The following is a 12,480-nucleotide window of genomic DNA, read 5'->3' on the forward strand; positions in this document are numbered from 1 at the left end:
TAAGTTATAAAAAAAATGCGATAAATCAAAAATCATCGCATTTTTTTTAAAATATCTAGTAAACAGCCAAAGTCAAGGAAAAGGCTCACCGAAAGTGAGCCTTTTTAATTATAAGGAATACTTTTATTTTACATTAATGCTAATCGAATTACATAATCAACAGTAGATTTATTTAAGTAATTACTAAAAGCATCTGACATCATTTTAGCAATATCTCCACGACTCATCGTTTTCACTTTCGTATTTTCAACAGCTTTCTTATCCAGAATAACATTATTCGTAATTTCAACTTTAGAAGCAAAGTATGATACGTGTTGACTCGGAACTACCAAACCTAAAATCAATCCTGGCAAACCATTAATTGATTCAGGTCCCCCATCTATTGGTATTTCATTTGCATAAAAGCCAATGACATATGTTGAATCTTCAGTTATTCCATTCGCACGTCTACAGTTGTATCCCGCAATTTCACGATACTCGTCAGTTATTGTCCATTTCACTTTCTTTAAAGTATCTTGAATTATAACTTTTTGTCCAATCAGATCATTATATCTTTTATACTCATTATTGGATAAATTTGAATAGGTCGTTGCTTCAAAATCTAAAGCTAACATCATGATTATTTGTTTCATCATAGGATCTAACTCCTGTTTTTGAGATTCAAATAGCGTTTCGTTACCCTTGAATTTAAGCGATTTTTTCAACACAATATTTTCAGGTACGCGCGGTAACATAGCGGTCATCTGATTTTTTTGTGCTTCATCCGCTTTTTCTATAAATTGTTTGCGAAGTATATTTTTGGTATACATAGTCTTATCATAAAACACCGTTCCTTCTTCAGCAAACATCGCATATTGCGCATGAGCAGAATAACCAGCTCCCAATAAAAATATGGTAAGTATATATAAGTATTTCATTTCTCTGTATTTATTATTTAACAAACATTTTCGTAAAATCCCAAGACAATTTCAACATATAATAGCGTTGTATTGTATCAAATCTTCTTTGCATAAAAATCGAATTGGACTGCATACGTGAGTAGCCTATATTCTGGTTTAATACGTCATTAATAACAAAATCTAATACTAAAGATTCGTTTTTCAAGAATTTCTTACTTACACCTGGATGAATCAAAAAGCGTTCTATTTTCTGATCAAATGCGGCTGTAGGAGCTTCATATGAGTAATCATAATTTGTGTAAACTTTGAAAGTTTTTGAAAGGAAATATTCTAAACTTCCTCCAGATGTGAATACAAAACCATTGTTGTCCTGTTCTGGACTCAGATTAGACCTCATTTCGCGATATTGAGGCGTAAATCTTGTCGTGAAATTAAATCCTGTTTTTGTTTGTCTTTGGATTTCATACGCCAAAGAATAGCTTTGTGTGTTTACTTCATTTGCATTTCCATCAACAAAATTGTGGCTTCGTGATATAGAAAATACTGGCGAAATTGAGTTATCTAATACCAGATCCTTATGTAATCGGAAATGATAACCAGCATACGCACTCAAATCCATATTATTCTTTCCATTCATGTTGTCCCAACGGTAATAATTCACACCATTATCTGTAGTGATATTTTGGACGATAGGATCTTTTGTACTATTAAATGTACCTCCAATATATTTGAACTGATTGGACAAAATATTGAAACTATGGTAAAAACCTTCAATTCTATTAGAAAATGATGGATTCAAATTCTCATTACCAATATATTGGTTCAATTGATCCGAGTTATTCAAGATTGGTTGAATCTGATTCAATGCTGGCAACTGATTTTTTCCATTGTATGAAAGACGCAGATTCTTAGAGGTAGATATTTTAAAGTTCGTAACTAGACTAGGGTTATAAGTAAAGAAATTTCTTTCTAGTGATTTATTCGAATAGTTATTTACCTGCTTCAATTGATCGTCATTAAAGTTATTCGTCAAATTAGCCGTTAACTTCTCTGTATTATAAATTAATGCAAGTCTATAATTGTTGCTAAATCTATTATAATCGTAATTACTACTGAATTCTTCGTCCAAATCATCATATTTATTAGTAGCTGACTGATTAAATGATTCTAACAAAGATTCATTTGCTACTCGCGTAATGTCATAACCTACAGAAAGATTGAAAGCTTTGGACAATGGTTCCGAATAAGTTACACCGCCTTTAAAAGATGATAAACGTTGATCTGTTGTTTTGTATTGATCTGTTAATGTTGTATCCTTTGATGTACTAATATTATTTACTAATATAGAATTCAAAAAACCTAGACCTGTAGTCTCTTCATTACTAGCTCCAATATTCAATGACAATGACCTACCAGCTTTCATAAATTTCTTTGTATACAAAGCTGAAATACCCATATTATCGATTTTGTGATCTTTTTCTTCATCACTTGAGTTACTTGACATTGGATTCATATTACTAGCAGAATTTTGAGATTCTATAGTTTCATTACTCCATAACATTTTTTTAGATGCATTTGCAGTAATTAAAAGTTGATTTAATGAATCAATCTTAGTGTCTAATCTAAAATTAACACGATGTTGATCATTGTCAGAATCTACAACTTTATTCTGCGTACTATTTATGATACCAGACATAATAGTCTCTTCATTACCATCAGCCTGAAGTTTACCATATTTGTAGCTCAAATTCAATTGGTACTTATCTTTTTTCCAACGGTCATTGAAATTTACACCAGAATTAATAACGCGAGGAATACCAATAACACCTTGTCCAGAAAATGGATCGTTCACCACCATGACACCTCCTTCATACGATGCATCCATATCGATGCCATATTTTTGCGCATCTTGCCAATTCATCGATGTAGTTCCATTATTACCAAAAAGTCCGTAAGCAGATAATTTTTTAGACCCTTTGAACATGTTCAACATCAATTGGCCCATATAATAATCATCAGTTCCAACCCCTCCTAATGCTTTACCGAACATACCGTTCTTTGCATCATCTTTCAATTGCACATTGATCGTTTGCTCACGTACGCCATCGTCTACGCCTGTCCGCTCAGCTTGATCTGATTTCTTTTCAAAAACCTGAACTTTGTCCACCATATCTGAACGAAGATTGCGCGTTACCAAAGTTGGATCATCACCAAAGAATTCCTCTCCATCAACTAATACCTTTTTCACTGTCTTACCTTGTGCTGTAATATTTCCCGATGCGTCCACTGTTATACCTGGCAGAACTTTTAAAAGGTCTTCTACTTTAGCATTCTTTTCTACGGTAAATTGCGAAGCATCATATTCGGTGGTATCACCTTTAATTGTAATAGCTGCTCTTCTCTTAACAACAACTTCTTCGATCAGGTGTGCTACACTAGATAATAGAATCTCTCCTAAATCAGTCTTATTATCTGAAGCTTTTACTTCTTGGATAAAATCTGCATATTTAGGATAAGATATCATCACAAGATGATCGCCATTAGCAGGTTTGTTAAATTCGAAATAGCCATTTTCGTTTGCTCGTGTGTAGTCAACCAAAAGTGAATCTTTTGATTGGACCAACATAATTGAAGCATTTTTCAGTTTCAGTTTGTCTGTAATATCCAATACTTGACCTGTTATTTTGTTTTGTGCTTGGCTACTGACCACAAAACCAAAAAAAGTCAACAGCAATAGGAAAATTCCCTTCATAAGTATTTAGTTAAAAATTTTTTAAAATAAAATAAATTGGTGTTTTTGCATATTTAGGTACAAAGAAAATATTCTTAATTGATTTATTCGTATGAAATATTGTTAATTATTTATTATCATCGGTGAAACCCTACCTTTAGTCGGTAAAATAGCTATATGTATTTTATGATTATTTAGTTTCCATCACAACAAAAGGTTATTAAACAAATAATCCCTATTTTTGTAAAAACATTTTTCAAATGCAAAACATCAAGGAATATGTAGAAGCGAACAAAGATCGTTTCTTAGAAGAATTATTTGAATTATTGCGCTTTCCATCAGTAAGTGCTGATCCACAATATAAAGAAGGCGTATTAAATACAGCTAAATTTGTAGCTCAAAAATTAAAAGATGCAGGTGCAGATAATGTAGAAATCTGTCCTACAGCAGGCTATCCTATCGTTTATGGAGAGAAGATTTTCGATGCTTCTTTACCTACAGTATTGGTATATGGTCACTATGATGTGCAACCTGCTGATCCATTAGAATTGTGGGACACACCTCCATTCGAACCTACTGTACGTGATGGGAAAATTTATGCACGTGGTGCTGCCGATGACAAAGGTCAATTCTACATGCATGTAAAAGCTTTCGAATACATGGTTCGTGAGAACCAATTGGCATGTAATGTGAAATTCATGATTGAAGGTGAAGAAGAAGTTGGTTCAGAAAATTTGGGAATTTTTGTAGCGGCAAACAAAGAACGTTTGAAAGCTGATGTAATTGTAATCTCAGATACATCAATGATCAGCTTAGAAACTCCTTCATTGGAAACTGGTCTTCGTGGTCTTTCTTATGTAGAAGTAGAAGTGACTGGTCCAAATCGCGACCTACACTCTGGTGTGTACGGTGGAGCTGTTGCAAATCCAGCTACTATTCTTGCTAAAATGATTGCTTCTCTCCACGATGAAAACAACCACATTACTATTCCTAATTTCTACGACGATGTCTTAGAGTTAACTCCTGAAGAAAGAAAAGCGTTAAACGAAGCTCCTTTTGATATCGAAGAATACAAAACAGATTTAGGTGTTGCAGATGTATGGGGTGAAGAAGGTTATTCTTCTATCGAACGTACAGGTACACGTCCTACATTAGAGGTAAACGGTATTTGGGGTGGGTATATTGGTGAAGGTGCTAAGACGGTTTTACCTTCTAAAGCATACGCGAAGATCTCTATGCGTTTGGTTCCTAATCAAAATTCGGAGCGTATTACGAAATTGTTCAAAGATCATTTTGAAGCTATCGCACCAAAATCTGTAAAAGTTGAAGTAAAACCGCATCATGGTGGTGAACCAGTTGTAACTCCAACAGATAGTATCGCATACAAAGCCGCGGAGAAAGCTCTTGAAGTAGCGTTCAACAAAAAACCTATTCCTACACGTGGTGGTGGATCTATTCCAATCGTAGCTTTATTCGAAAAAGAATTAGGTATCAAAACTGTATTAATGGGATTTGGATTAGACAGTGATAACTTACACTCTCCAAACGAGAAATATGGTATCGAAAACTATTTAAAAGGTATCGAAACTATTCCTTTATTTCACAAATACTACGCTGAATTAAGCAAATAATTCAGTTTTAAAATATAATATTTAATAGGTCTAGCATTTCTAGACCTATTATTTTTTGATATATTCGTTGCTGTGAATCAAAACTTACTCATGATTTTATGCGGAGGATATTAAGAAAAACACATACCTTTCTTTACTTAGGAGCTGTAATACTGTTTTTTATTCCTTTCTATCCATTTCTATACTTTTTCACGCGAAAGCCCAACAAATATTTCAATCAAATCGTATTCTGCCGAAAATGGATTAGCCTATTATCGACAGCTATTGTAGGTATCCGGTTCCAAGTCGCGTACGAAGAAGAAATAGACTGGAGCAAACCTTATATCATTTGCCCAAATCATACCTCCATATTAGATATCACCGCACTTACTTTCCTTTGCCCACAGCCCTTTTCTTTTATGGGAAAAATTGAGCTGCTAGATAATCCAGTGACTGCGATGTTTTTCAAAAGCATCGATATCACGGTAGATCGCAAAAGTAAAATTTCGGCGTTCAAAGCATTCAAAAAAGCAGATGAAAGATTGAAAGAAGGAAAATCCATTGTCATATTCCCCGAAGGGAAAATTGATGATGAATATCCGCCACAACTGCATGAATTCAAATCGGGCTCCTTCCGATTGGCAATTGATAATAAAATTCAAATTTTGCCTGTAGTCATAAAAGATGCTTGGCGTATATTGTGGGATGGAGGAATGACTTACGGTTCTAGACCAGGAGTTGTACACATCAAACCCCTTAAACCCATTGACACAGAAAAACTTACAGAAGCACAATTAGACGAATTACAACATTACGTATACGATAAAATGAAGCGCGATTGGCTAGAATCTAATCCGCTTTAAAACGTAAAAAAAAGAGACTTTCCACATTAATGTAATTTCGCTGCTATTTAACTTGCTTTTATTAAATATTATATTATTTTTGCGAAAAGTGAAATTTAAAATTGTAAGACTATGTATTGGACTCTAGAATTAGCATCACACTTAGAAGATGCACCATGGCCTGCAACAAAAGATGAATTAATCGACTATGCAATTCGTTCTGGTGCTCCTGTAGAAGTAATAGAAAATCTTCAAGCTTTGGAAGATGATGGCGAGCCTTACGAAAACATCGAAGAGATTTGGCCGGATTACCCAACAAAAGATGATTTCTTTTTTAATGAAGACGAGTATTAATTTAGAATAAAAATCGCACTATTAATTAGTGCGATTTTTATTTTTTAACCAAAACGCTCTCGGATTAATAATTTTGTTAAACGATTTTCGATTACCTTTGTCTTTATTAGAAACAACAGGTATGCAAAAATCTTTAGGCATTTGCTTATTCATTATTCTGATTGCAAAGATTACTTTCGCTCAAAATTTCCCTATTAGTGGTAAGTCTAATAATTCTGCACTCAGCATCCAACCTAAAATAGGCTACTCAATATCCAAAACATCATTTAATATTTCAGGAAATGAATCCGGCAAGAACCCGAATGTGCTTTCCGAACTTATTTGGGATCCAACCAACGCTTTGGAATATGGCATAGAAATGAAATTATCCCATAAAAAGTTTGTTATAAACGGTGAAATCCTTTTAAATAAAACCTTGAGTGGTAACGTAACAGACTTTGATTACGATGGAGATAACCGTACACAACCCTACACACAATTATATCTTAGCAATCACAAGGGCACAGGTCATTCCATAAAAGTTCAGCCTGGGATTGACTGGAGTACGCAAGAAAACTTGTCCTTTGTCACCTACTTAAGTTTTGATCATTCTAGTCGTAGTTTCTATTTATTAAACGATAAGAGTTGGAGAAGCAATGATAGAAACTATCTACCTGGACTCAATTCGTATTACAAATATAAATTCCCGAATTATGGAGCAGGTATAGCTATGGATTATGGGTTTAACGAAAATTGGTCAACACAAATAGCCGTTGAAAGTTATCTTTCCAAATATTACGCATATGGTAACTGGAATTTGATTGAAGACTTCGAAAAACCTATTAGTTATGAACACAAAGGAAATGGCAAAAAGATATTCACAACTGTAGGACTATCTTATGCATTATCACCAGATACTCGTATAGGGCTTCAATATAATTTGGGGCATTTTAACGTACAAAATGGTAAAGATTACCTTTATCATAAGGTCGATGGTGTACTTAGAACGCGATTGAATGATGTCAATGAAACAAAACACTCATTTCTATTGAATTTATGCTATAGCCTACCATTGAGTAATTAAATAAAACTTATTAATCTTTTCTCATCTTTCACAGTCGAATCCTAAAAATTAAACTATGCGCATACTTTTATCCATTCTATTTTCTATACAAAGCATTTTTCTTTTTGGGCAGAATCAAGATTCTATTCCTAAAAAAGAGCATGATTTGCACATCCTAAAAAACTTTATTAACGATTTGGCAAATGATGAAATTAGAGCAGATGTGATATTGAGTAAATATGTCATTATCGAAAATGCAAATGACGAATTATATGATTATTTGGAAGTAAGTTTAGATGAATTGCGTATCAATCTCTTAAGTAAGAAAATTGAGGATATTCAATATATTCCTTTTGCGCAAATGCCGCGCAAAGATATCCGTGATATTGATTTGGAAGAATTAGACAGTAATCGAGTATACTTTTTGCATTACAGAAATCGTCAAGTAGTGGCTCTTTACTTAGCACAAGATAAAATCGCATCATTTACATTGGTTTCTAAAGGAAATAACAAAGCACATTTTGTGTTATATTAATTTTTTCTAAAAATCCTTGACATTGTTGAAAAGATAATATAGATTTGCTTTCAACAAAAGCAAAAATGAATCAATTTGTATCAAATAAAGCATGGTGGCACAACAATTAACGTTGTGGCAATCCCCTATTGCATAAATTTGTATACAATCAAAATATAATAGGCTTGCCAATAAGGTGAGCCTTTTTATTTGGCAATAACCTAAACTTATAAAAAACAACTATTCAGACCGAATCAATATGAAAGAAATATTAAGGCATTTATTTGAATACAAATCTTTCTCACGTAAGGAAGCATATGAAATCCTAACGAATATTGCGACTGGAAAATACGACACACACCAAATTGCCGCATTTATGACGGCATATGGCATGCGAAGCATACGTGTAGAAGAACTGGGTGGTTTTCGCGATGCGATGTACGACCTGTGTCTTAAAATGGATTTTCAAGGTTATGATTTGATCGATATGTGCGGTACAGGTGGCGATGGCAAAAACACTTTTAATATTTCAACTTTAGCTTCTTTTGTTGTGGCTGGGGCAGGTTATAAAGTCGCCAAGCATGGTAATGTTGGGGTATCATCGGGTTGTGGATCTTCAAATGTGATGGAATATTTGGGTTATCAATTTACCAATGACAAAGACATGTTGCAAAAACAATTGGATGAAGCGAATATCTGCTTTCTACATGCGCCTCTTTTCCATCCTGCGATGAAAACGGTAGCACCAATTCGTCGTGCTTTAGGAATTAAAACGTTCTTTAATATGTTGGGACCATTAACGAATCCAGCAAATCCAAAATTCCAATCTGTTGGGGTTTTTTCTTTAGAATTAGCGCGTCTATATGGTTATTTGTACCAAAACACAGACAAACAATACAGCATTATCCATGCGTTGGATGGGTACGATGAAATTTCGTTGACAGGTGATTTCAAACTAATCAACAATCAAGGCGAAAGCTATTATTCGGTAGAGGAAATTGGTTTTGAAGCTGTGAGAGCAGAAGATTTAGCTGGTGGTGATAATGTTGAAGAGGCGGCAGGGATATTTAGAACTATAATCGAAGGTAAAGGAAATACAGTGCAAAATAATGTAGTGCTGACAAATGCAGCTTTTGCGATTAAAACTTTCCATCCGGAAAAATCCTTTGGAGATTGTTACTACGAAGCCGAAGAATCTTTGTTAGGATTAAAAGCTTTGGATAGCTTGAAGAAATTGACAAAATAGTTCATTCTTCGACAAGCTCAGCATGACAGTTAAAAACATGAATAAAGAATTAAAAATAAAGGTTTGTGGGATGCGAGATGCGGAGAATATCCATCAACTTGTGACCTTGCCTATTGATTATATTGGCTTTATATTTTATGCTAAGTCTGCAAGATTTGTTTCGGGAAAACCTGAGGTTAGTATCCCCTCTTCTATCAAAAAAGTTGGTGTATTTGTCAATTCTTCCAAGGAAGAAATAACAGCAAAAATTAAAGAATTTGACTTGCAAGTTGTACAATTACACGGGGATGAATCACCTGAATTCTGTCAAGAAATTAAAGATTTAGGTGTTGAATCTTTTAAGGCTTTTGGGATTGATAACGAATTTGATTGGGCAACAATCGCAACTTACGAAGGAAAGGTAGATTATTTCCTTTTTGATACCAAAAGCAAACAATACGGCGGTACTGGTCAAACATTTAATTGGGAGAAATTGAAGGGTTATCCGTATAAAACGCCTTATTGGTTAAGTGGTGGCATTTCGTTAGATAATATAGAAGAAGCAGCCAATTTTGAAGACAATAGACTGTACGGTTTGGATTTAAATTCAAAATTTGAAATCGAACCTGCATTAAAAAACATACATTCGTTAATACAAGCAATCTCTATTATAAAATGAGTAAATATCAAGTAGATAGCAAAGGATATTACGGTCCATTTGGTGGTGCTTACATCCCCGAAATGCTGTATCCCAATGTGGAAGAATTGCAAAATCAATATTTGCAAATCATGGATGACCCTTCTTTCAAAGAAGAGTTTGAGCAATTACTAAAAGACTATGTTGGCAGACCTTCGCCATTGTATCACGCGAAGCGTTTATCCGAACTTTATGGAGCAAATATCTTCTTGAAAAGAGAAGATTTGAACCATACTGGCGCACACAAAATCAACAATACCATTGGACAGATTTTGTTGGCACAACGATTAGGTAAAAAACGTATTATCGCTGAAACTGGAGCTGGACAACACGGTGTAGCAACAGCGACAGTTTGTGCTTTGAAAGGTTTAGAATGTGTGGTGTACATGGGTGAAATCGACATTCAGCGCCAAGCACCAAACGTTGCGCGTATGAAGATGATGGGTGCGAAGGTAGTTCCTGCGACTTCGGGTAGTAAAACATTGAAAGATGCAACAAACGAAGCATTACGTGATTGGATCAATAATCCTGTAGATACGCATTATATCATTGGTTCAGTAGTGGGACCGCATCCGTATCCCGATATGGTTGCTCGTTTTCAATCTATTATCTCATTCGAAACAAGAAAACAACTCTTAGAAAAGACTGGAAAAGAAACTCCTGATATCGTGATGGCTTGTGTAGGTGGTGGTTCAAATGCAGCGGGTATGTTTTATCATTTCTTGGATGAAGAAGGCGTAAAAATCGTTGCTGTTGAAGCTGCTGGTCATGGTGTGGATTCTGGTGAATCTGCAGCAACAACTGCCTTGGGTAAAGAAGGTGTTTTGCATGGAAGCCGTCAGATTTTGATGCAAACAGAAGATGGTCAAGTTATCGAGCCATATTCCATTTCAGCAGGTTTGGATTATCCAGGAATTGGCCCTCAACATGCTTGGTTATTCAAATCCGGTCGTGGTGAATATGTTTCGGCTACTGATGATGAAGCGATGCAAGCTGGATTACGTCTAACGAAGTTGGAGGGTATTATTCCTGCTATTGAAAGTTCGCACGCTTTAGCGCATTTGGAAAAAATGAATTTCAACGGGGATGAAACGGTTGTCATTTGTCTTTCAGGTCGTGGAGACAAGGATTTAGATAATTATATGAAGTATTTCAATTTATAATATTGCCATAGGCAATAGGCTATAAGCCATACGCTTACTGCTTAAAGCCTAAAGCATAATGCTTAAAAAAAATGCAACTAAATAAACATTCAAACGGATTACTGTCTATATATTTTACAGCGGGCTACCCTACGTTGGATAGTACCGTACAGATTGCCAAAGCTTTAGAAGAAGCGGGTACAGATTTCTTAGAAATCGGCTTTCCATATTCTGACCCAGTAGCGGACGGTCCCACCATTCAACATGCTTCGGAAGAAGCCTTGAAAAATGGCATGTCGCTAAAAGTTCTTTTCGAGCAATTGAAAGATTTACGCAAACATGTCAACATTCCCGTCTATTTGATGGGATATGTTAATCCTGTATTGCAATACGGTGTTGAGAATTTCTGCAAAGCGTGTAAGGAGGTTGGTGTCAACGGAACAATTATCCCAGACTTGCCGATGTACGAATATGAAGAATTATACCAAACCGTTTTCGAAGAAAATGATATAAGCAATATCTTCTTAGTAACTCCACAAACATCGGAACAACGTATTCGCAAAATCGATGATTTGTCTACTAACTTCATCTATTTACTTTCGTCGAATGCGACAACAGGGAAAAATCTAGAAGTAAAAGATCAAGCTGAAGCGTATTTCAAACGTATAAAAGATATGGATTTGAAAAATCCATTTATTATTGGTTTTGGTATTTCAAATCAAGAAACTTTCCAAAAAGCCACCACTTATGCTAATGGCGCAATAGTCGGAACTGCTTTTGTTAAACTTTTAGCAGAAGAAAATTACTTAGAAAAAATCCCTGATTTTATTAAAAGTATTAAAGGCTAATCAAATAAAGTCCGATATCATTATCGGACTTTATTTGTTTGTATCAACTTTCATTCTTTCTATATCAAGACGGATAGGCAAAGCATATTTCGTTCTGACAGGAATACCACTAAATATACCAGGCTTCCACTTCTCGCCTTTTTTCAACAACTCTATTCCAGCTTCTCCTGTACCAAATCCTTTATCAAATTCAACTACAAAATCGGTTAATGTTCCATTTTTTTCCACGACAAATGAAATCATAACGTTACCCTTTACTCTATAATCGTACGCTTTCTGCGGTAAATTATAATTTTGTATAATCCATTCTCGAAAAACCTTCATACCTCCTGGGGGTTCGGGATTTATTTCTACCTGTGTAAATAAAGAATCTCTTTTAAACTCAATTCCACTACCTCTCATACATCCACAGTTTAATTTAAACTTCTCAACACTGTCTTTCTTTAAGGAAGATTTTACTGTTGATGTTAAAACTTGCTTAGGCTTTGAAGTACAACTAGTAAAACATAAAATTGCCACAAAAACAGTAAAATAAATGGCGCACTTCAGATTCATCTTGCTCATAAGCTTATTTAT

Annotated in this window: 12 protein-coding genes; 9 read left to right on the forward strand and 3 right to left on the reverse strand. The window is 34.8% G+C overall.

Features of this window, described 5'->3' with window-relative positions; genetic code table 11:
• Positions 1-128 precede the first annotated feature (128 nt).
• Both GOQ16_RS13840 and GOQ16_RS13845 read right to left on the reverse strand, forming a co-directional pair.
• Complete coding sequence (locus GOQ16_RS13840; RefSeq protein WP_160069827.1) at positions 129-917, reverse strand: GLPGLI family protein; 789 nt, start codon at positions 915-917, stop codon at positions 129-131.
• 13 nt (positions 918-930) lie between these two features.
• A complete protein-coding gene (locus GOQ16_RS13845; RefSeq protein WP_160069828.1) occupies positions 931-3,651 on the reverse strand; it encodes an outer membrane beta-barrel protein in 2,721 nt (906 codons plus the stop codon).
• A 239-nt stretch (positions 3,652-3,890) separates the two neighbouring features.
• Between GOQ16_RS13845 and GOQ16_RS13850 the strand changes: the two genes are divergently transcribed.
• From GOQ16_RS13850 to trpA, 9 genes are all read left to right on the forward strand, one after another.
• Entirely contained in the window at positions 3,891-5,261 is a 1,371-nt protein-coding gene (locus tag GOQ16_RS13850; RefSeq protein WP_160069829.1) for a dipeptidase, read from the forward strand.
• A 98-nt stretch (positions 5,262-5,359) separates the two neighbouring features.
• The gene (locus GOQ16_RS13855; RefSeq protein WP_160069830.1) at positions 5,360-6,103 is read left to right on the forward strand and encodes a lysophospholipid acyltransferase family protein; all 744 of its coding nucleotides are present in this window, start codon (positions 5,360-5,362) and stop codon (positions 6,101-6,103) included.
• 111 nt (positions 6,104-6,214) lie between these two features.
• Positions 6,215-6,436, forward strand: coding sequence for a DUF2795 domain-containing protein (locus GOQ16_RS13860; protein ID WP_002996718.1), 222 nt, complete (start codon positions 6,215-6,217; stop codon positions 6,434-6,436).
• A 121-nt stretch (positions 6,437-6,557) separates the two neighbouring features.
• Complete coding sequence (locus GOQ16_RS13865) at positions 6,558-7,499, forward strand: hypothetical protein (RefSeq protein WP_160069831.1); 942 nt, start codon at positions 6,558-6,560, stop codon at positions 7,497-7,499.
• A gap of 55 nt (positions 7,500-7,554) precedes the next feature.
• Complete coding sequence (locus GOQ16_RS13870; protein ID WP_160069832.1) at positions 7,555-8,013, forward strand: hypothetical protein; 459 nt, start codon at positions 7,555-7,557, stop codon at positions 8,011-8,013.
• Positions 8,014-8,251: 238 nt separating this feature from the next.
• On the forward strand, positions 8,252-9,238 hold the full coding sequence (gene trpD / locus GOQ16_RS13875) for an anthranilate phosphoribosyltransferase (RefSeq protein WP_160069833.1): 987 nt from the start codon (positions 8,252-8,254) through the stop codon (positions 9,236-9,238).
• 37 nt (positions 9,239-9,275) lie between these two features.
• Positions 9,276-9,896 (forward strand): phosphoribosylanthranilate isomerase, encoded by a 621-nt coding sequence (locus GOQ16_RS13880; RefSeq protein ID WP_160069834.1) that lies wholly within the window; start codon positions 9,276-9,278, stop codon positions 9,894-9,896.
• Positions 9,893-11,077 (forward strand): tryptophan synthase subunit beta, encoded by a 1,185-nt coding sequence (gene trpB, locus GOQ16_RS13885; protein WP_160069835.1) that lies wholly within the window; start codon positions 9,893-9,895, stop codon positions 11,075-11,077. The genes GOQ16_RS13880 and trpB overlap by 4 nt, the downstream gene beginning before the upstream one ends.
• A gap of 71 nt (positions 11,078-11,148) precedes the next feature.
• Positions 11,149-11,904, forward strand: coding sequence for a tryptophan synthase subunit alpha (gene trpA / locus GOQ16_RS13890; RefSeq protein ID WP_160069836.1), 756 nt, complete (start codon positions 11,149-11,151; stop codon positions 11,902-11,904).
• Positions 11,905-11,934: 30 nt separating this feature from the next.
• Here the strand turns inward: trpA and GOQ16_RS13895 are convergent, their stop codons facing one another.
• Entirely contained in the window at positions 11,935-12,468 is a 534-nt protein-coding gene (locus GOQ16_RS13895) for an energy transducer TonB (RefSeq protein ID WP_160069837.1), read from the reverse strand.
• Positions 12,469-12,480: the final 12 nt, after the last annotated feature.

This window comes from Sphingobacterium bovisgrunnientis (assembly GCF_009829085.1).
Classification (GTDB): Bacteria; Bacteroidota; Bacteroidia; order Sphingobacteriales; family Sphingobacteriaceae; genus Sphingobacterium; species Sphingobacterium bovisgrunnientis.